19 protein-coding genes, 1 tRNA gene and 1 pseudogene are annotated in these 18894 nt (G+C 70.2%); 10 read left to right on the forward strand and 11 right to left on the reverse strand.

All coding sequences use genetic code 11. From position 1 onward, the window contains the following. From P3X83_RS19750 to P3X83_RS19770, 5 genes and pseudogenes are all read right to left on the reverse strand, one after another. Nucleotides 1–1328: pseudogene (locus P3X83_RS19750) on the reverse strand (hypothetical protein); the annotation flags it as partial. Further along, nucleotides 1325–3070 carry an ATP-binding protein gene (locus P3X83_RS19755; RefSeq protein ID WP_277306610.1) on the reverse strand — a complete coding sequence of 582 codons (1746 nt, stop codon included), beginning with the start codon at nucleotides 3068–3070 and terminating at the stop codon, nucleotides 1325–1327. The gene P3X83_RS19755 and the pseudogene P3X83_RS19750, both read right to left, overlap by 4 nt. Beyond that, a complete protein-coding gene (locus P3X83_RS19760) occupies nucleotides 3067–3963 on the reverse strand; it encodes a PrgI family protein (RefSeq protein WP_277306611.1) in 897 nt (298 codons plus the stop codon). Before P3X83_RS19760 ends, P3X83_RS19755 begins: the two co-directional genes overlap by 4 nt. Continuing rightward, complete coding sequence (locus P3X83_RS19765) at nucleotides 3960–5420, reverse strand: hypothetical protein (RefSeq protein ID WP_277306612.1); 1461 nt, start codon at nucleotides 5418–5420, stop codon at nucleotides 3960–3962. The genes P3X83_RS19760 and P3X83_RS19765 overlap by 4 nt, the downstream gene beginning before the upstream one ends. Before the next feature lie 6 nt (nucleotides 5421–5426). Further along, nucleotides 5427–6686 (reverse strand): hypothetical protein, encoded by a 1260-nt coding sequence (locus tag P3X83_RS19770; protein ID WP_277306613.1) that lies wholly within the window; start codon nucleotides 6684–6686, stop codon nucleotides 5427–5429. Nucleotides 6687–7023: 337 nt separating this feature from the next. On the opposite strand from P3X83_RS19770, the gene P3X83_RS19775 reads away from it, so the two are divergent. Then, a complete protein-coding gene (locus P3X83_RS19775; protein WP_277306614.1) occupies nucleotides 7024–7470 on the forward strand; it encodes an XF1762 family protein in 447 nt (148 codons plus the stop codon). A 20-nt stretch (nucleotides 7471–7490) separates the two neighbouring features. Beyond that, nucleotides 7491–7697: a helix-turn-helix domain-containing protein gene (locus P3X83_RS19780; RefSeq protein WP_277306615.1), complete on the forward strand. Its 207-nt coding sequence runs from the start codon at nucleotides 7491–7493 to the stop codon at nucleotides 7695–7697. A gap of 250 nt (nucleotides 7698–7947) precedes the next feature. On the opposite strand, the gene P3X83_RS19785 is transcribed toward P3X83_RS19780, so the two are convergent. Together P3X83_RS19785 and P3X83_RS19790 are read right to left on the reverse strand one after the other, a co-directional pair. Continuing rightward, a tRNA-Pro gene (locus P3X83_RS19785) sits at nucleotides 7948–8021 on the reverse strand. Between the two features lie 65 nt (nucleotides 8022–8086). Continuing rightward, nucleotides 8087–8950, reverse strand: coding sequence for a metallophosphoesterase (locus tag P3X83_RS19790; protein WP_277306806.1), 864 nt, complete (start codon nucleotides 8948–8950; stop codon nucleotides 8087–8089). A gap of 113 nt (nucleotides 8951–9063) precedes the next feature. Here P3X83_RS19790 and P3X83_RS19795 point away from each other — a divergent pair, with 113 nt between their 5' ends. After that, nucleotides 9064–9519, forward strand: coding sequence for a GatB/YqeY domain-containing protein (locus P3X83_RS19795; protein WP_277306807.1), 456 nt, complete (start codon nucleotides 9064–9066; stop codon nucleotides 9517–9519). 201 nt (nucleotides 9520–9720) lie between these two features. Further along, entirely contained in the window at nucleotides 9721–9873 is a 153-nt protein-coding gene (locus tag P3X83_RS19800) for a hypothetical protein (RefSeq protein WP_277306616.1), read from the forward strand. Nucleotides 9874–9881: 8 nt separating this feature from the next. Here P3X83_RS19800 and P3X83_RS19805 read toward each other — a convergent pair whose 3' ends face one another. Continuing rightward, on the reverse strand, nucleotides 9882–12155 hold the full coding sequence (locus P3X83_RS19805; protein ID WP_277306617.1) for a transglycosylase domain-containing protein: 2274 nt from the start codon (nucleotides 12153–12155) through the stop codon (nucleotides 9882–9884). A gap of 279 nt (nucleotides 12156–12434) precedes the next feature. On the opposite strand from P3X83_RS19805, the gene P3X83_RS19810 reads away from it, so the two are divergent. After that, nucleotides 12435–12731: a WhiB family transcriptional regulator gene (locus P3X83_RS19810; RefSeq protein ID WP_277306618.1), complete on the forward strand. Its 297-nt coding sequence runs from the start codon at nucleotides 12435–12437 to the stop codon at nucleotides 12729–12731. Between the two features lie 173 nt (nucleotides 12732–12904). On the opposite strand, the gene P3X83_RS19815 is transcribed toward P3X83_RS19810, so the two are convergent. After that, nucleotides 12905–14035: an ArsA family ATPase gene (locus P3X83_RS19815; protein WP_277306619.1), complete on the reverse strand. Its 1131-nt coding sequence runs from the start codon at nucleotides 14033–14035 to the stop codon at nucleotides 12905–12907. After that, nucleotides 14032–15036 (reverse strand): ArsA-related P-loop ATPase, encoded by a 1005-nt coding sequence (locus P3X83_RS19820; RefSeq protein WP_277306620.1) that lies wholly within the window; start codon nucleotides 15034–15036, stop codon nucleotides 14032–14034. Before P3X83_RS19820 ends, P3X83_RS19815 begins: the two co-directional genes overlap by 4 nt. A 78-nt stretch (nucleotides 15037–15114) precedes the next feature. Here P3X83_RS19820 and P3X83_RS19825 point away from each other — a divergent pair, with 78 nt between their 5' ends. The 4 genes from P3X83_RS19825 to P3X83_RS19840 are packed head-to-tail and all read left to right on the forward strand — an operon-like array spanning nucleotide 15115 to nucleotide 17364. After that, complete coding sequence (locus P3X83_RS19825; RefSeq protein ID WP_277306621.1) at nucleotides 15115–15270, forward strand: hypothetical protein; 156 nt, start codon at nucleotides 15115–15117, stop codon at nucleotides 15268–15270. After that, entirely contained in the window at nucleotides 15267–15725 is a 459-nt protein-coding gene (locus P3X83_RS19830) for a RidA family protein (RefSeq protein WP_277306622.1), read from the forward strand. Before P3X83_RS19825 ends, P3X83_RS19830 begins: the two co-directional genes overlap by 4 nt. Nucleotides 15726–15742: 17 nt before the next feature. Continuing rightward, nucleotides 15743–16567 carry an NUDIX hydrolase gene (locus P3X83_RS19835; RefSeq protein WP_277306624.1) on the forward strand — a complete coding sequence of 275 codons (825 nt, stop codon included), beginning with the start codon at nucleotides 15743–15745 and terminating at the stop codon, nucleotides 16565–16567. After that, nucleotides 16564–17364, forward strand: a complete 801-nt coding sequence (locus P3X83_RS19840; RefSeq protein ID WP_277306625.1) for an MBL fold metallo-hydrolase — start codon at nucleotides 16564–16566, stop codon at nucleotides 17362–17364. Before P3X83_RS19835 ends, P3X83_RS19840 begins: the two co-directional genes overlap by 4 nt. Here P3X83_RS19840 and P3X83_RS19845 read toward each other — a convergent pair. Further along, complete coding sequence (locus P3X83_RS19845) at nucleotides 17346–18026, reverse strand: Crp/Fnr family transcriptional regulator (RefSeq protein WP_277306626.1); 681 nt, start codon at nucleotides 18024–18026, stop codon at nucleotides 17346–17348. The genes P3X83_RS19840 and P3X83_RS19845 overlap by 19 nt on opposite strands. A 142-nt stretch (nucleotides 18027–18168) precedes the next feature. Between P3X83_RS19845 and nth the strand changes: the two genes are divergently transcribed. Continuing rightward, nucleotides 18169–18891 (forward strand): endonuclease III, encoded by a 723-nt coding sequence (nth, locus tag P3X83_RS19850; RefSeq protein WP_277306627.1) that lies wholly within the window; start codon nucleotides 18169–18171, stop codon nucleotides 18889–18891. Nucleotides 18892–18894 lie beyond the last annotated feature (3 nt).

Here is an 18894-nt window from a genome sequence, read left to right on the forward strand (position 1 = left end):
GGCGCGGCCTCTTCGGGGATGAGGCCGAGCAGGTCGGTGACCAGGTCGCCCTTGGCGTCCACTACGGCGACGCCGCGCCCGGCCTGGATGTCGGAAAGGATCATCTGGGCGAGCAGCGTGCTCTTGCCGGTGCCGTTCGGGCCCAGGACGTGGACGTGGTGGCAGGAGTCGATCACGCCCAGGGCGACCGGCCGTTGGTGGCCGGCGTCGGCGACGCCGAGCGCCTTGCCGCGCTGGGCGATCTGGGGTGAGGGGGCGATGGCGTTGGCTCCGGCCCGCTGGAGTCCAGGTACGGCGGGGTCAATCGGCAGGTGGGCGAGCGCGGCGAGTTCCGGGACCGACAGCAGGAATCCCCGCCGCAGTCGGCGGACGGCGAGTTGCCGTGCTGGGCGGTACAGGCGGCGGCGTTCCAGCCGGTTGTGTCCGGAGAACACGGCGAAGGCGGAGGCGATCGCGTGTGCCCGGCCCCGGATCGCGCCGCGCCGGAGCGGGGGCTTGTCGCCTTCGTCGGCCTGTACGGCGTAGCGGACGGCGACTTCGTACCGGGGTTGGACGGCCTTGTCGCGGATGGCGCGGGCCTCGGCGTAGTGCTCCAGCCGTACGGCGTGGTCGGGCGCGGGGTGGATCACCCCAGCGCGGGCGGGACCGGGTGAGACGAAGTCCAGGACGCCGCGCAACAGCACGATTGGGATGTTGGAGGCGCCGCGGGTGAGGCGGCGGCCGGTGGCGGGCCGGGCCAGGATCTGCCCGGCGGCGTGTTGCCAGGTCGGCATGCCCACTCCCGCGCCGAGCAGGGCGCGCAGCGGGTCGTGGTCATGGTCGTGCTTGAGTGGCAGCCGTTCGTCGCGGGCGAGTATGAATTGCCCGCCGGTGGCCTGCCCCTCCAGCGGGAGAGGCGGGGTGGCGTCGAGTTGGGTGGTGCGTGCGGAGGGCCAGGCGGCCTCGATCGCGTGCTCGACCAGGTGTTGGGGCACGGTGCCAGGGATCCACATCCGGATCCGCACGCCGCCGACGCCGAAGACGTATTCGAAGACCAGGTGCGGCTGGCCGAACAGGAACCGTTTCCAGGCCGGGCGCAGCAATCCGAGCAGGTTGCTCCACAGGGCCTGCGCGCCTGGCAGGTCTGCGGCGGGCGGTGCGAGGATCTCCAGGCAGCGGGCCCCGTCGTTCATCGCGCGCTGCCGCACCCGCGAGAGCAGCGCCCCCACCACGGCGACGGCGACTACGGCGGCCGAAGCCGTCAGGACAAGCCAACTGCCGTGTCCGGCCAGCCAGGACATGACGACTTCCACGAGGGCGTCCGGGTGGTTCAAAAGGTCACCGATCATCGGCCCTCCTCCTCGTATCGGGCGAGTTCCTGCGGCGATGAGGTGACCAGGCGGTGTTCCTGCTCGCTGGCCAGGACGTGGAAGGCCACCCGGGACGCGCCGGAGTCGGCGGCCAGCAGACCGGTACCTCGCTCGGCCGACAGCAGGAGGTGTCGTTCGCCGTCGGACAGGCGGAAGGCGTCGGTGATCGCGTCGATGGCCTGGGGCGCCTGGCGGAGCAGGATCTGCGTGGCGGAATTGGCGATGATCGCCTGCCCCACCTCAGAACCGAGCAGATCGCCGGCGTCCTGGGTGACCACCGACAGCCCCGCCCAGTGCTTGCGCGCCGCCTTGGCCATCCGCAGCAGGAACTTGGCGCCCTCGGGGTCCTTCATGAGCAGCCACGCCTCATCGACAACCACCAAACGCGGGCGTCGCTTGCTCGGATCGGAGACGCGTCGCCAGACGGCATCGAGCGTGAGGAGCGTGCCGACGGCCTTCAGTTCCTCTGGCAGATCCCGCAGCGAGAACACGATGAGATGCGCGTCCGGGCGGGTGGTGGTGTGCCCGTCGAACAGGGCTCGGTGGCTGCCGGACACATACGGCGTGAGCCCAGCCGCCACCTCGGCCGCCTTGGCATCACCGAACTCGGTCAGCGCGGTGACCAGGTCACGCATCAGCGGCGGCGGCCGGTTCCAGGTGCCCGGATCGAAGCTGATCCCGGCCTGCTTGTAAGCGGCCAAAATCCCACGGTCCAGTGCTGCCTTGCTCGCTTTGTCCAGGGTTTCGCCGAGCATGACCACGACTAGCGTGTGCAGGAATAGCGACTGTCGCGTGAGCAGATCGCCATCCGTGTGGTTGTCCTGAGGCAGGTCGAAGGGGTTGAGCCGCACTCCGGGTGCGCCCAGGTGCAGGTAGGCTCCGCCGACCGCCGTGCAGAGCCGGGCGTACTCGTCTTCGGGGTCGATGACCGCGACCTCGACCCCGGCGTACAACGACCGCAGGGCTTCGAGCTTGGCCAGGTAGGACTTCCCCGCGCCGCTGCTGGCGATGATCGCCGAGTTGTGGTTGGGCTGGGCGAACCGGTCCCAGGCGACCAGCGAGGCGCTGGCGGCGTTCGCGCCGTACAGGACGGCGGTCGGGCCGAGCTCGGTGGTCAGGTCCGGGCTGGTGAACGGGAAGGCCGCCGCTAGCGCGGGGGTGTCGAAGGTACGGCTCGCGTTCAGGTTGTCGAACGCCAGGGGCAACGCGGATACCCAGCCCTGGAGCTGGCGGAAGGCGACCGGTCGGGCGTCCAGTAGCAGCGCGCCGGCCAGTGCTCTGGCCTGGGCGCATGCCTCGTCCAGCTCGTCCTGTGTGGCGGCGTGGACGGTGAGGTAGATCGAGACGCGGAACAGCTTCGCCTGGCCCCGGGCGATCCGGGAGGCCAGTTCCTGGGCGTCCTCGGCGGCGACTTCCGCGCCGGGGTCCAGGAGACGGCCGTGTTCGTGGTCGCTGCGCAGCCTGGATTCCAGGCGGGCGAGCTGCTTGCGCAGCCGGTCGGCGGCGACCAGGGATGGGACCGGGTCGACGTGGATGGAAACGTCCAGGCGGCCGGGGTGGGTGAGCAGTGGTTCGAGCCAGCCCGGCGAGACGTCGCGCGGATAGCCGCTGATGGCCAGGGTCGTGCACAGGCCGTCACCGACGCGCAGGCTCCTCGGCTGAACGTTGATCGCGTCTGGCCCGAAGTGGTCACGGTCTATGCGCTTACGGAAAATCCTCATCGGCGTTTCCTCGTGATAATTTCGGTGGGCTCAAGTTGCGGACAGGGTGGGGCGGTCGGATCGAAGCAGGAGGCCAGCAACGCTTTGATGGCGTGGCCGTTCAGCATGCGGACCGTCAGTCCGCACGCCGACAGCAGCCGGGTGGCCTCCTCTAGCCGCCGCAGCGCCCGGGCCGGTGACGGCTCGCGGACGATCAGCAGGACCTGGCGGCGCAGCAGTTCATGCCGCGCGGCAAGATCGGCCAGGAAGTCCGCGTGCTCCTGTGCCGCCGCTGCCAGTGCGGGATGGGCCAGGGTGCGGGCTTGCCCGGCCAGCGTGCTGATGATGCCGGTGAGGTCCACCTGTTCGGCGCGGATGAGGATCTGCGCCGGGCCGGACAGCGAGTGCAGCCAGCGGCCGAACACCGCCACCAGCGCGTCTTGCTCGTTTGGCGTGCGCAGAGCGAAGCTAAGTGTGGACACCTCCGCCACGGCGGCGACGCCGTCCGGGCCGAGATCGATCAGTCCGTCGCCGGTCACGCCGTGCGCGGGCAGCCGCAACGGCGCAGGACGCGGACCGGGCCTTATGGCGATCCACGCGGGCGGGCTCGGCGCATCCCCCGGTGGGCCGATCAGGTGCTTGGGTCTACGGGCGTGGCGGAGCGCCGCCAGCAGGTAGCGGTCCAAGGCGACGCCGCCCCGCCGTCCGATGGCCAGCAGGAGCCCGGCCAGCGCGATGGGTAGAGCGACGGCGGCGAAGACAAGGAGCGATAGACCTTCCCCTGCCACCAGATAAGCGGTGTACAGCACACCTGCGGTAGCGCCCAGGATGGCCACCTGACGGGCGGTGAAGCCGCCGACGATCCGGTCTTCCTGATCAACGTTGGGAATGCGGACCGGCTCTGTCCAGCTCATCGCTTCTCACCGCCCCCGCTTTGCGGCGGCTTCCCGGAATGAGGGCGAGTTCGTAGGTGGTACATCTGGGCCAGTCCGGCCGGACCGTTGGCGTAGTAGGTCTCGCGTGGGTACCCGTACACCGGCGTGGTCGGTCTGATCGGTGCCTGGGATCCCGCTGGATGCGCGACTGGGTTCGGCGAAGCCGTCGGAGCAGGCCTTCTCGACGAGGGGCTGCGTCTGGCGGGAGCGGATGCCGCTCGTGCCGTGTGGCCACCGGGGCCGGTACGCCGCGTTGCCGCATGGGCGGCAGCCGTTCCGGCAGGCCCTGCCGCGATGGCCGGTACGGCAACGGCGGCATTCCGCGCGGCAACGCCCCTGCCGCCCTCTGTGCCGTTGCCGCGTCGGCCCCTGCCAAGATGCAGGGCGTTGAGGACCGGTGAGGTCAGCTTGTAGGCAACCGCGTAGGTCACGATCCGGGCGATCATCGACCGGCGTCCGGCGGTCTGGGCGAAGATCCGGCGGGAGACCCACACCGGGATCCGCACCAGAATGATCAGTAGGCACAACACCAGGACCAGATTGATCAACTGTCCGCTCGGCATGAGCCCGAGCAGCAGCCCCCCGTCCTGGTTGAAGAAGACCCGCACCGCCAGCACCAGCGTCAGCGATTGCGCCACCTGGCCGATCAGCAGTCCGGTGAAGGCCCGCCACCAGAACCGGGCCAGCCCGTCGGTGTACGGCAGGGCCAGGCATGCCAGCGCGAGCGGCGCGGCCACGACCAGGAGCAACACCAGGGCGGCCCGCATCACGTAGGCCATCAGCAGCACCAGCAGCAAGACCGCCCCGACCAGGGATAGCAGGACGTAGAAGATCGCCTGCTGCCCACCGGTAATGATCAACAGCCGGATGGTGGCCACCGCGCGGTTGCCGTCGAAGTCCTGGCCGAGTAGCGCCCGCGACAGCGCGTTGGCCAGCTCGATGATCTTCCCGCAGACGGTGAAGCTGACGTTGGCCGCCAGTACCGCGACCACCAGCCGGGGAAGGACCTCCTTGACCGCGTACCGGGCCTGCACGCTCTGGTGGCCTATCGCCACGATCGCACCGATGGTGGCCAGCAGCACGAATCCCGAGTTGGCGATCGCGGCGGTCGCCTTCCACAGGTCGAACACCCGGTCGTTGCCGGACAGGTCAGGGGTGGCCAGCAGCGTCACGGCCAGCACCTCGAGCAGCGGTTTGATCGCCACTGCGGCCAGGTTCGCGAACCAGGCGTTGATCTGATTGTTGATCAGGTCACCGAGCCCGAACCCCCAGCCGCCGCCCTCGTCTGCGGGCGGTGACGGCTCGGGCGAGGGGGCCGGTGCCGAGGCGGCATTCGCGGTTGCCGTCATGGTGGCAACGCATCCGGCGATGAGGAAGCCCATTGCCGCCGTTGCCGCGACTGCCGCGGCGGGTGGCAGAGGCGTGCGGATGTTCATCGCCGCTCATCCGCCCACGATGCGCTGCAGCACGCTCACGAACAGCGGGGCCAGGATGGCCAGGGCGTACCCGAATGCTGACGCCTTCAGCGCGGCCTTGGCCTTCTGGACCTCGCCGGGGTCACCGCCGGCGATCAGGTACCGCAGGCCGCCGACGGTCAGCATCAGCGTTGCCAGTGCGGCAAGCAGCCCGATCAGCCAGTTCCGCAGGTTGGCCAGGACGGTGTTCAGATCAGGCGGGACGGCAGCGGCCATCGAGGCGGCGGACGCGCCGGTTGCCACAACGGCGACCAGCACGACCGCAACCACCGTCAAGGTCAGCGCCCAGACGGCAATCCAGCGCGCGGGCGGCATGCCGTGCCGGTGGCGGCAACCGGTGTGCTGCCGCGCCTGTGGCTGTTGCCACGAGCGGCAGCCCGTCTGCCGCCGGGTGGTAGGCGCGTGCCGGGCGGCGGCGGGTTGCTGCCGGTTGCGGCGTGCCGCTACGGAGGGATGGTTGGGAGAGATCCGCGCGGAGCCAGGGCGGGTGTCCCTGTCTCCTTTCAGTCCGGTTCCCGTTGTCGCATCCGGAAGTGCTCGGCTCCGCGCGGAAGCGGATGGGCAGGCAGGGCAGGGCATGGCTTGCCAGGATCGTGGCGTGCCGACCGGCCGTCGTAGGGGGATGTCCTCCAGCCAGGACAGCGTGATGAGCTCGGCGTCCTGCTCGCTCAGCACGCCCTCGCTCACAGCGTCGATCAGCACCAGGTCGGGGTGATACCAGGGCCGGGACGGCGGTGGCGGTTCGGCTGTGGGGCGTCGCTGGGTGGTGATGTGGCGGCGGGTGTGCTCGCCCGCGTGGCGGGCCGCAGCGCACAGGCGCATGCGGACATCGGGCAGTCGCACGTCCAGCCGGTGCAGGGCCCGCAGATAGCCCGCCATGATCGCGATGTCGATGTCCACCGGATCGCCGCAGGGCAGGTCGCGGGTCAGCGAGAGTGCGATACGGCGCAGGGCGGGCATCGCCATGCCGACAGCCGCCACGGTCCAGGCGGAGCCGGACTGTCGGGCGCGGGCGATAATCTGGCGCCAGACGGCGTCCCGCGTCTGTTCGGTGAGTTCCCGGCTGGTGAGCAGCAGCCGTAGGTCGCGTAGCCCGACCGGGCCGCGCGGCATGCCGGGGGCGATGGTGGTGCAGTCCAGCGACAGCCCGCCCGGCCCGGTCGTCAGCAGCCGGAAAGAGGTCTCGGCGGTGTCCAAGGGCGATTCGGCGCGGCGGTGAGCGCTCATGTCATTGCTCCGGTCGAAGGCTCGAATTTGTCTCGAACCCTTTATGCACCCCCCTTCAGAAGCGGCTCAGAAGACGGTTGGGAATCCGCTCAGGAATTTCTCAGAGATTTGAGTGTCTGAGCCGGTTCTGAGCATCTGAGCGGCCCGCTTCTGAGCCCGCGCAGGAGGTTCGGAGCAGACTCTGAGCCGTCTGCTTGCCTGGTCACATGCCGCCCGCGCTGCGCCTGCGGTCCGGGTGGCGCGCATCCGGAAAATGCGTGTCCCGACAACAGCAATGGAGAACTGGAATGACACACGTTCCGCGCACAGCGGGCTGAACAAAACCGAGAAATCACACTTGGCCGTCGAACCGGTAGGGGTGCAGACCGCCCGGGCCTTTGTCGCCTGGACCGGTGAGCACGCCGCTCCGCCCACCACGGCTGATATCGTTCTCGCCGCCACGACCGGGGCGGGAACACTGGTCGGTGTCGTGTTCGCCGGCGGCCCCGCCTGCTGGCGGGTGGACGACGGCCGTACGGCTGAGGTGCTGTGCCTGGCCACCGACGGCACCCCGAACGCCTGCACTGTGCTGCTGGACGCCGTCTGGCGGGCCGCCCTCGCGGCGGGCCACCGGCGGCTGATCGCCTGCGCTTCGGCCGGAGCTTCGGTCACTAGCCTGCGCACCGCCGGGTCGCGGCATGTGCGAGGTGGCAGCGATCATCGCGGGTCGTGGACGATGGCCATCATCGCCAAAGTCGCGCGCAACGCGATCGCCAGAGGCGAGCGTGGTCAGGAAGCGCCATGAAGCCGCTGACGCTGGCGGAAGTGCAAGCACTACCCGCGGTCGTACCTCTCCTGCTGGCCGCCCGTGCGCTGGGGCTGAGCAGGAACACCGCCTATCGCCTCGTCCAGCGAGACGAGTTCCCCTGTCGCGTCATCAGGGTCGGCGACACCTACCGCGTACCCACGAGCGAGTTGCTCTGCCTGATCGGCGTGGACAGAGATAACGCGCGGAGCGTTTTCGGCTCCTGAACCACAACATCCGCGAGAGCCCCGTACCCGGCAGGGACGGGGCTCTCGCTGTCCCGCTGGGGGTGAGTCTGGTTGAACCATCCGGCGTGATGAACCGGCCATGATCTGGCGATCAAGGTGCCCAAGGGAACTCATTTGAACCGGTCAGTGCCCTGTGACGAGGTTCAGAGCCACGGTCAAATGACGGTCAAACGATCAAGGGCCTGATCGCCATCGTTAGCGATCAGGCCCTTGACGTGGAACTTCTGGGTCGGGGTGGCGGGATTTGAACCCACGGCCTCTTCGTCCCGAACGAAGCGCGCTGCCAAGCTGCGCTACACCCCGGTGCCCGGGCTGGCGGCCCGTGCTTGGGAAAGTCTAGCGGACTTCGTGGGTGGATGTGTCATCGATCAACGGCGAGGAACCAGGGTCAGAAGGGAGGCCTCGGGGAAGCAGGCGAAGCGGACCGGGGCGTAGGGGGAGGTGCCCAGGCCGGCGGAGACGTGGAGGAAGGCGGAGTCGTGGCGGCTGAGGCCCTTGACGCGGGCCCGGTCGATGCCGCAGTTGGTGACGAGCGCGCCGTAGAAGGGGATGCAGAGCTGCCCGCCGTGGGTGTGGCCGGCCAGGAGGAGCTGGTAGCCGTCGGCCGCGAAACGGGTCATGTTGCGCGGCTCGGGGGAGTGCATGACGCCCAGGCGGAGGTCGGCGTCGGCCGGGGCCGGACCCTCGATGAGGTCGTAGCGGTCGCGGTTGATGTGGGAGTCGTGGATGCCGCCCACCGCGATGTCCACCTCGCCGACCTTGAGGCGGGCGGTGGTGTTGTTCATGTCGAGCCAGCCCTCGGCGGCCATGGCGGCGCCCAGCTCGTCCCACGGCAGGGACGGCACGTGCTGGCGGGCGTCTCCCTTGGAGGTGCGCCAGAGGTACCGGGCCGGGTTCTTCGGCTGCGGCGCGTAGAGGTCGTTGGAGCCGTAGACGAACAGCCCCGGCCGGGTGAGCAGCGGCTCAAGGGCGTGCAGCAGCGGGGGGATCGCCTCCGGGTGGGCGATGGAGTCGCCGGTGTTGACCACCAGGTCGGGCTGCAGCTCGCCCAGGGAGCGCACCCATTCGATCAGCCGCCGCCTGCCGGGCGTGAGGTGGAGGTCGGAGAGGTGCAGGACGCGCAGCGGGCGCTGCCCCGGGGCCAGGACGGGCACGTCGAAGCGGCGCAGCCGGAACCAGTTGCGCTCGACCACGGAGGCGTAGCCGATGCCCGCGACGCCGAGCCCCAGCATGGACAGAGAGACCGCTGCTGCTTTTCTCACCCCTTCATCATGCCAGCGCCGTGCGCGTCACGGCGGGGCCGAACTCGCCGGGCGGCGTCCGCCGGTACGGCAAGATGGACCGCATGAGCGCGCTGAAGGACAAGTTGAAGGCCGATCTCACGGTCTCCATGAAGAGTCGTGACGAGGTCCGCACCAGGACCATCCGGATGGCCCTCGCGGCGATCAGCACCGAGGAGGTCGCCGGGAAGGCGGCCAGGGAGCTGTCCGACGACGAGGTCGTCAAGGTGCTGACCAAGGAGGCCAAGAAGCGCCGGGAGGCGGCCGAGGCGTTCGCGGGCGCGGGCCGGGCCGCGCAGTCCCAGGCGGAGCTGGACGAGCACGCCGTCCTTGAGGAGTACCTCCCGGCCCAGCTCTCCGACGACGAGCTGGGCAGGCTCGTGGACGAGGCCATCGCGGAGTCCGGCGCGTCCGGCCCCAAGGCGATGGGCCAGGTCATGAAGGTCCTCAACCCAAAGGTCGCCGGCCGCGCCGAGGGCGGCCGCGTGGCTCAGGCCGTCCGGACCCGCCTGGCCGGCTGAGAGCCCCCTTCACCGGCCCACAGGGCCCGTCTCCTTCTGTACGGCCGGGTGGCGCAGGCCGTACGGCTTCGCCTGGTCGGCTGAGCGGCGGGTGAGTGATGTCGCGCCCCCACGGCGTGTCCATAGGCCCGCCGGCTGCCGGTCCCCGTCGGGATCCTGCTCGCGCTGCGCGAGATCGACCCGGACGACCGCCGCCGCCGGGTGATTATCCTGACCCCCGAAGGGGCGGCGGCGGAGGCCCTCTCGGGGGCGGCCGACAAGATCGAGCGCGACTTCCTGGACGCGCTCGATCCCGGCGACCAGGCGGAGCTCAACCGGCTGCTCCGCCTGCTGCTCGACTCACACAAAACCTGATCAGGCGGTCAGCCGATCGGGGTGATGGGGTCGCCGAAGTCGACGTCGTCGTTCCAGCGCTGGTCGATGCCGCCGTCCTGGTCCGGGAGGGTTTGGTCCTCTTCCTCCCAGTCGTCACCGTCGCCGTCATCGCCGTCACCGTCGCCGTCCTCGCCCTCCTTCTTCTCCTTCTTGGGCGGCTTGGGCGCGCAGGCCGTGCTGCACCCGCCGAAGCGCTCCATGTTGAGCGGGGTGAAGGAGGTCGGGTCGGTGCCCTTCAGCGCCTCCATCATCGAGTACTTCCAGATCGGCCCGGAGATCGTCGCCCCGTACACGTAACCCCAGGTGGTGCCGCCGATGGTGACGCCGGTGAGGTCGTTGGCGAACGCGCCGCGCGGGTCGCCCAGGCTGACCGCCGAGGCGAGGTCGGGGGTGTATCCGGCGAACCACGCGGCGGTGTAGTTGTCGGTGGTGCCGGTCTTGCCCGCCGCGTCACGGCCGATGCCGCCCACGCCCGACATGGTGCCCTTGGTGAACACGCCGGACAGGATGTGGCTGGCCGCGTCGGCGACCTCCTCGTCGAGGACCTGCTTGCACTTGGGCTTGTGCTTGGTGGCCTTGCCGTACCGGTCGCGGACCTCCGTGACGGCGATCGGCCGGCAGTACTCGCCGCGCGCCGCGATGGTGGCGTAGGCGTTGGACAGCGTGACCGGGTCCATCTCGTTGATGCCGAGCGTGAAGGTCTGGAACTCGCGCAGCGGCGTGCCGTCGGCCCGCTTGACGCCGAGTTCCTTGGCCATCGTGACGGTCTCGCAGAGCCCGACCTTCTCCTCAAGGGCCACGAAGAAGGTGTTGACCGAGCCCCAGGTGCCCGTGGACAGGCTCTTGAAGCCGCCGCCGCCCTCGCTGGAGTTGCTGATCGGATGGGGGGCGGTGGGCTCGCCGACATTGCGTCCCTTGCAGTTCTTGAAGGAGGAGACGCTGGGGGCGATGTAGCCGTTCGGCGCCTTCAGCCCGTCGTCCACCTTCATGCCCTGGTCGAGCGCGGTGAGCAGGGTGAACACCTTGAAGGTGGAGCCCGCCTGGAAGCCGGCGCCGCCGCCGTGCGCGCGGTCGGCGGGCAGGTTGTAGCTGATCTCCTTCTTCTTCCGGCTCGCCCCGAACTTCCGGCTCGCGGCCATCGCCCTGATCTCCCCGCTGCCGGGGACCACCATGGCCTGCGAGGCCACCGGATCGTCGGTGGGATCGACGTAACGGGCGATCGCCTTCTCCGAGGCCCGCTGCATCTTGGGGTCGAGCGTGGTCCGGATGGTCAGCCCGCCGTTGCGGAGTAGCCTGCGGCGCTGTGAGTCGCTCTTGCCGAACGCCGGGTTCGTCAGGATCTCGTACTGCACGTAGAGGCAGAAGTACGGATATGGGCTCTCCTGGCAGCCGCCGGGGATGTCGACGTCCTTCCAGCCGAGCGGCTTGGCTCTGGCCTCCGCGGCCTCCTGGGGCGTGATCTTGCCGATCTTGTACATCCGGTCGATCACGACGTTGCGCCGGTCGAGCAGCCGCTTGCGGCTGGCCTTGTTCACGTTGGGGTCGGTCACCGACGGGTTCTGGACGGCCCCCGCCAGCGTCGCCGCCTCGGCCAGGGTCAGCTTGGAGGCCGGCTTGTCGAAGAACCGCCGGGAGGCCGCCTGGACCCCGTACGCGCCCGCCCCGAAGTAGGAGATGTTGAGGTACCGCTCCAGGATCTGGTCCTTGGTGTACTTCTTCTCCAGCGCCATCGCGAAGCGCAGCTCGGTGAGCTTGCGGGAGTAGGTCGTGGCCGTCGCGGCCGCGCGCTCCTCCTTGGTCTCGGCCTTGTTGAACAGGACCAGCTTCACGTACTGCTGTGTGATGGACGAACCGCCCTGGGTCACGCCGCCGCTGGAGAGGTTCTTGGCCAGCGCGCGGACGGTGCCCTCCAGGTCGATCGGCCCATGCTCGTAGAACCGGAAGTCCTCGATCGCGACGATCGCCTCCCGCATGACGGGGGCGACCTGATCGAGTTTGATCGATTCGCGGTTCTCGAAGTAGAACTGGGCGATAGGATCCCCATCGCGGTCGAGTAGTACTGACTTTTCGGGGAGCGGAGGCTCGTCCAGCTCCTCCGGGGTCAGCTGCAGTCCTTCGGTGGCGGACTTGACGGTCATGCCCACTCCGCCGACGGCCGGCAGCGCGACCGCCGCTGCGAGCATGCCTGCGACCGCTGCCGCGATGATGAGCCGTAACACGTTCGCGAGCAGCGACGACCGATCTTTGGCCTGTGCTTGCACGAGACTAAGAGTACGACGGCACCATGAGCTAAACGGCATGCAAAGTCCAATTTGCCGAACCGAGACCGGTGCTCCGCCCCTTCCCCTCGACCGAGGTGACTAGTCATTCCCGGCCACATGGCCCCTGATGACCATGCGGGAAATTGGCCCAGCCGGGGACTGTCCGCCCCAGCGCTTGGTTGCGTACGTTCTCCTCTGCGGCAACTGAATAAGGAGGCTCGACGCCCGCGCCCGTCGGCCGACAAGACGACTGACCACCTTAAGGGGAGTGGGGTCGAAATGTGGATCACGGATTGGACCTCCCGTGCCGCCTGTCGAGGTGCGGATCCTGACGCGCTGTTCGTCCAGGGTGCCGCCCAGAACAGGGCGAAGCTGATATGCCGAGGATGCCCGGTCCGTACTGAGTGCCTGGCCGACGCTCTGGACAACCGGATCGAGTTCGGTGTCTGGGGCGGCATGACCGAGCGGGAACGACGCGCGCTGCTGCGGAGGCGGCCCGACGTCACCTCCTGGCGCGACCTGCTCGAAACGGCCAAGGAGCAGTACGAGCGGACGAATGAGCTGATCGCCGGGTGACCTCGGTGGCGAGCCGCCTTGAGGGCGGGGCCTTGGGGCCTCCAGGCGGCTCGCGTCCAGTGGACGCGGGCCGGCGTCTGGCGGGACGCCGGCGAGTCGTGTGCCCCGCCACAGGCCCCCCAAGCCGATACAGGCCCGTTGGTACGGGCCCGGGGCCGGCCACGCCTGAGTGGTCAGCCCGTCATGAGGGCGCCGATCTGCCGTAGCCCGGCGAGATCGTGCACGTCCACCGGAAGAGCGGGCACCTGGGCCAGTGGCACGGTCGGGTGCGCAGAGACGAAGTGGTTCCGCTCCCGGTGCTCACGAGCCCCGAGTTGCATCCGCCCGGCGTGCAGCCGCAGCACGGCGGCGGTCAGCTCGTGCTCCCCCCGGCTCTCCAGGTCTTCCGCGGCCGCGGCGCTCCTGGTGGCGGAGAGCGCGCCGGCGGGGGAGACGTGAGCCCGGTTGACCACCAGCCCGGCGAGGGGCATCCGCTCCTCCGCCAGCCGTTCCACGAAGTACGACGCCTCCCGCATCGCGTCGCGCTCCGGCGCGGCGACGACCAGGAAGGCGGTGCCCGGCGCCTGCAGCAGCCGGTAGGTCTGGTCGGCCCGCTGCCGGAAGCCGCCGAAGACGGCGTCCAGGGCCGACACGAAGGTCTGCAGGTCCTTGAGCACCTGCGCGCCCAGCACCTTGGTGAGCATTCCAGCGACCAGCCCGAAACCGGCGTTGAGCAGCTTGAAGGCGCTGCGTCCCCCCGCCTTGGCCGGGGCCGACAGCACCCGGATGAGCTTGCCGTCCAGGAAACGGCCCAGGCGCTCGGGGGCGTCGAGGAAGTCGAGGGCCGACCTCGACGGCGGGGTGTCCACGATGATGAGATCCCACTCGCCGGAGCGGCGGAGCTGGCCCAGCTTCTCCATGGCCATGTACTCCTGCGTGCCGGAGAAGCTCGACGAGAGCGACTGGTAGAAGGGGTTCGTCAGGATCAGCCGGGCGCGCTCGGGATCGGCGTGCGCCTCGATGATCTCGTCGAAGGTCCGCTTCATGTCGAGCATCATGGCGTGCAGCGTGCCGTCGCCGTCGATGCCCGGCACGGGCCTCGGGGTGTTGTCCAGCTCGGTGAGGCCGAGCGACTGGGCCAGGCGGCGCGCCGGGTCGACGGTCAGCACCACGACCGAGCGCCCGCGTTCGGCGGCGCGCAGCCCGAGGGCCGCCGCGGTGGTGGTCTTGCCCACGCCGCCGGATCCGCAGCACACCACGATCCGGGTGGCGGGGTCGTCGAGGATGGCGTCGATCTCCAGGACCGGGGGATTCTTGGCGGTCACGCGGCTCCCTGTGTGCTCATGGACTCGGCCAGCTCGTACAGCCCGGTCAGATCGACGCCGTCGGCCAGCAGCGGCAGCTCGTAGCGGCGCAGGCCCACCTCGGCGAGGGTCTCCCGCTCGGCGCCCTCCAAGCGCGTACGGCGCGCGTGCTCGGACACCTCCTCCGCCAGCGCGTCGGCGATCGCGGAGGCGTCTGCGGGGCCGTCCGCGAGCCCGGCGGCCTTCAGCCCGAGCGCCAGCTCCGCGACGTCGAAGCGGCCCTCCAGGGCGGACTCCAGGGCGTCGGCGGGCAGCCCGGCCGGGCGGACCATGTTGATGAAGATGCCGCCGGGCGGCAGCCCGGCGGCGCGCAGCTCGGCGACGCCGTCGATGGTCTCCTGGACCGGCATCTCCTCAAGCAGCGTGACGAAGTGGACCGCCGTCTCGGGGGAGGCCATGACGCCGCGCACGAGGTCGGCGTGGTTCTTGATGGGGCCGACCCTGGTGAGCCCGGCCACCTCGTGGGTCACGTTGAGGAAGCGGACGATCCGGCCGGTCGGCGGGGCGTCGAGCACCACGGCGTCGTAGACGCGCTTGCCGTTCTTGCCCCGGCGGCGGACCGCCTCGCTGGTCTTGCCGGTCACCAGGACGTCGCGCAGGCCGGGGGCGATGGTGGTGGCGAAGTCGATGACGCCCATCTTGGTCAGCGCCCGGCCGGCCCGGCGCATGCCGTAGAACATCTCCAGGTATTCGAGCATCGCCTCTTCGGGATCGACGGCGAGCGCGTACACGTCGCCGCCGCCGGGGGCGACGGCCACCTTGCGCTCCTCGTAGGGCAGCGGCGGCAGGTCGAAGACCTGGGCGATGCCCTGGCGTCCCTCGACCTCGACGAGCAGCACCTTGCGCCCGCCCGAGGCCAGCGCCAGGGCGAGCGAGGCGGCCACCGTGGTCTTGCCAGTACCGCCCTTGCCGGTGACCACATGGAGGCGTACGCCGTCCCAGTCAGAGTCGCGTGCGCTCACGCTTCGAGGCTACCCAACGCTTACCTGGGGGGTCGGCCGGGAGCCCCTGTTGCCCATGCCGATCGCTAATGTGACCCCATGAAGAAATGGGAGTACGTCACGGTGCCGCTGCTCACCCACGCCACCAAGCAGATCCTCGACAACTGGGGCGAGGACGGATACGAGCTCGTCCAGGTCGTGCCGGGGCCCAACCCGGAGCAGCTCGTCGCCTACATGAAGCGGGAGAAGCGGTGACCCCCGAGGAGCGTCTCGCCGAGCTGGGGCTCACGCTGCCCGAGGTCGTATCGCCCCTGGCGGCCTATGTCCCGGCGCTGCGCAGCGGCGACCACGTTTACGTCTCCGGCCAGGTGCCGATCGCCGAGGGCAAGGTGCTGGCCGAGGGCAAGGTCGGCGTGGAGATCGACCCCGAGCGGGCCAAGGAGCTGGCCCGGGTGTGCGCGCTGAACGGCCTGGCCGCGCTGAAGTCCGTGGTGGGCGACCTGTCGAACGTGGTGCGCATCGTGAAGATCGTCGGATTCGTCGCCAGCGACCCCGGTTTCTCCGGGCAGCCGCAGGTGGTCAACGGCGCCAGCGAGCTGTTCGCCGAGGTCTTCGGCGAGGCCGGCCGTCACGCGCGTAGCGCGGTGGGTGTCTCGGTGCTGCCGCTGAACGTCCCCGTTGAGGTCGAGCTGATCGCCGAGGTGCGCTAGCCCGAGGCTGGCGGCTCATGAACGGATTCCCCCTCTCCAGAGAGCTGGGCCCCAGGGCCCGCGACGTCATGGCCGGGCGGGTGGCCCCGGTGCCAGCGCGCGACGCGTCCACTGTGGTCATCCTCCGTCCGGCCCGTTCCAACGGCTTCGAGGTCTACCTGATCCGCCGCAAGGTGGGCATGGCGTTCGCGGCGGGCGCCTACGTCTTCCCCGGCGGGTCGGTCGATCCGCGCGACATCGACCATCCGACGGGTTGGAGCGGCCCTTCCCCCGAGGAGTGGGCGGTGGCGCTCGGCTCCGACCCCAGTACGGCGCGCGGGCTCGTGTGCGCCGCCGTCCGGGAGACGTTCGAGGAGTCGGGCGTGCTGCTCGCCGGTCCCGACGACGCCTCGATCGTCACCGACACCACCGGCGACGACTGGGAGGCCGACCGCCTCGCGCTCATCGACAGGCGGCTGTCGTTCGCCGACTTCCTGGGCGCGCGCGGGCTGGTGCTCCGCTCCGACCTGCTGCGCCCCTGGTCGCACTGGATCACGCCGGAGGTGGAGGCGCGGCGGTTCGACACCCGCTTCTTCGTCGCGGCGCTGCCGCCCGGCCAGCGCACCCGCGACGTGGGCGGTGAGGCCGACAAGGTCACCTGGATGCGCCCGGCCGACGCGCTCGCCCGCAGCGCCGGCGGCGAGATACGCCTGATGACGCCTACGTACCGGACGATCGCCCAGGTCGGCGAGTACGCCGACATGACGGCGGTGCTCGCGGCGCAGCGGGAGATCGTGCCGATCCTGCCGGTCATAGTCGAGGTGGACGGCGAGATCCGCGTCCTGCGAGGGGGCGACGCGTGAGCGGCCTGCGCATCCCGCTCGGCGGGGGCCTCGACGGCTCGGGCACCCCCCGCGCGGTGAGCCTGCTCGCCCCCAACCCCTCACCGATGACGCTCGAAGGCACCAACACCTGGGTGCTCGCCGAACCCGGCGCGGAGGCCGCGCTGGTCGTGGACCCCGGCCCCGACGACGAGGGTCACCTGCGGCGCGTGGCGGCGCACCTCGAAGGACGGCGGGTCGAGGCGGTGCTCCTCACCCACGGCCACGCCGACCACAGCGCGGGCGCGGCGCGCCTGGCGGAGCTGGTCGGCGCCCCGGTGCGGGCGCTGGACCCGGCCCACCGGCTCGGCTCCGAGGGGCTGGCCGACGGAGACGTGCTCTCGGTCGGTGGGCTGGAGGTGCGGGTCGTGGGCACGCCCGGCCACTCGTTCGACTCGCTGTGCTTCTGGCTGCCGCAGGACCACGCGATGCTCACCGGCGACACGGTGCTCGGCCGGGGCACCACGGTCATCGCGTCCGACGGCGATCTGGCCGACTACCTGAGCAGCCTGGACAAGCTGCGGGTCACCGCGGAGAAGGTGGCCGCCCGCGCGCTGCTGCCCGGGCACGGGCCGGTCCTGCCGGACCCGATCGCGGCGCTCGACGCCTACATCGAGCATCGCGGGGAGCGCCTGGAGCAGATCAGACGCGCCCTGGCGGCGGGGGCCCGGACGCCCGCCGAGGTCGTGGAGATCGTCTACGCGGAGGTGGACAGGTCGCTGTGGCCCGCCGCCGAGATGTCGGTGCGCGCCCAGCTTCGTTACCTGGAGCGGTTGTAGAGCCGCTCCATGTCGAGGATCACCACGGCCTTGGCCTCGATGCGCAGCCAGCCGCGCTGCGCGAAGTCGGCCAGCGCCTTGTTGACGGTCTCGCGGGAGGCGCCGACGAGCTGGGCCAGCTCCTCCTGGGTGAGGTCGTGGTGGACCCGCGTGCCATCGTCGACCCGCTTGCCGAACCGCTCGGCGAGGTCGAGGAGCTGCTTGGCGACCCGGCCGGGGACGTCGGTGAAGACCAGGTCGGCCAGCACGTCGTTGGTACGGCGCAGCCGCTGCGCCAGCGCGCGCAGCAGGTGCAGCGCCACCTCGGGACGGCCGGTCAGCCAGGGACGCAGGTCGTCGTGCCCGAGCCCGGCCAGGCGCACCTCGGTGAGGGCGCTGGCGCTGGCCGTACGGGGGCGGGGGTCGAACAGCGACAGCTCGCCGAACATCTCACCCGGCCCGAGCACGCTGAGGAGGTTCTCGCGCCCGTCGGGAGAGGTGCGGGAGAGTTTGATCTTGCCTTCGAGCACCACGTAGAGGCGGTCGCCCGTCTCGCCCTCGTTGAAGAGGGTGCGTCCCTTGTGCAGCTCGACCTCGGTGATGCTCGTGCGCAGAGCCGCCGCGCCCTCACGGTCGAGCGCGGCGAAGAGCGGGGCCTTGCCCAGCACGTCGTCGGTGTTCACGGTTCCTCCATGAAGTCTGCTCACGCTCGCGAGGTCGTCTCGGGGGGCGAACCCGCCCGTCCCGATCCCACCCGTTCCACGCAGCCATTGTGACCTACCCCACCCGGCGAGTCGCGGCGGACTGCCAGCGTAGGCTGTCGGGGTGCCCCGAAAAGCAGCCGACCCCGCCGGACAATCCCGGCTCGCGCTGGTGCGCCGCGCCCGGCGGATAAACCGGATCCTGGCGGAGACCTACCCCGACGCCCACTGCGAGCTGGACTTCCACAACCCGCTTGAGCTGCTGGTCGCCACGATTCTCTCTGCGCAGTGTACGGACAAACGGGTAAATATGGTCACTCCAGTCCTGTTTGCGAAGTTTCACACGGCTGCCGACTACGCCGCGGCGGACCGCTCGGAGATGGAGGAGATCATCCGCTCCACGGGGTTCTTCCGGGCCAAGACCAACAGCATCATCGGCATGGCCCAGGCGCTGTGCGAGCGGCACGGCGGCGAGGTGCCGGGCAAGCTGGCCGACCTGGTGAAGCTCCCCGGGGTAGGGCGCAAGACCGGCAACGTCGTGCTGGGCAACGCGTTCGGCGTGCCGGGCATCACCGTCGACACCCACTTCCAGCGGCTCACCCACCGCTTCGCGTGGACCCCAGAGACCGATCCGGTGAAGATCGAGCACGCGGTCGGCTCGCTGATCCCCAAACGCGAGTGGACCATGCTGTCGCACCGGATGATCTGGCACGGGCGCCGGATCTGCCACGCCCGCACCCCCGCCTGCGGCGTCTGCCCGGTGGCCGCCCTCTGCCCGGCCTACGGCACCGGGCCGACCGCTGAGGCCAAGGCCGTCAAACTGGTTCGCACGGGGCCGTTCTCGTGAGCG

Origin of the sequence: Spongiactinospora sp. TRM90649 (genome assembly GCF_029382225.1) — a bacterium.
GTDB lineage: Bacteria > Actinomycetota > Actinomycetes > Streptosporangiales > Streptosporangiaceae > Spongiactinospora.

Bases quoted from the DNA above. Each gene is read 5' to 3' on its own strand.
- P3X83_RS19755 (WP_277306610.1), bottom strand. From the start codon at position 3,070: ATGAGGATTTTCCGTAAGCGCATAGACCGTGACCACTTCGGGCCAGAC.
- P3X83_RS19760 (WP_277306611.1), bottom strand. From the start codon at position 3,963: ATGAGCTGGACAGAGCCGGTCCGCATTCCCAACGTTGATCAGGAAGAC.
- P3X83_RS19765 (WP_277306612.1), bottom strand. From the start codon at position 5,420: ATGAACATCCGCACGCCTCTGCCACCCGCCGCGGCAGTCGCGGCAACG.
- P3X83_RS19770 (WP_277306613.1), bottom strand. From the start codon at position 6,686: ATGAGCGCTCACCGCCGCGCCGAATCGCCCTTGGACACCGCCGAGACC.
- P3X83_RS19790 (WP_277306806.1), bottom strand. From the start codon at position 8,950: ATGCTGGGGCTCGGCGTCGCGGGCATCGGCTACGCCTCCGTGGTCGAG.
- P3X83_RS19795 (WP_277306807.1), top strand. From the start codon at position 9,064: ATGAGCGCGCTGAAGGACAAGTTGAAGGCCGATCTCACGGTCTCCATG.
- P3X83_RS19810 (WP_277306618.1), top strand. From the start codon at position 12,435: ATGTGGATCACGGATTGGACCTCCCGTGCCGCCTGTCGAGGTGCGGAT.
- P3X83_RS19825 (WP_277306621.1), top strand. From the start codon at position 15,115: ATGAAGAAATGGGAGTACGTCACGGTGCCGCTGCTCACCCACGCCACC.
- P3X83_RS19835 (WP_277306624.1), top strand. From the start codon at position 15,743: ATGAACGGATTCCCCCTCTCCAGAGAGCTGGGCCCCAGGGCCCGCGAC.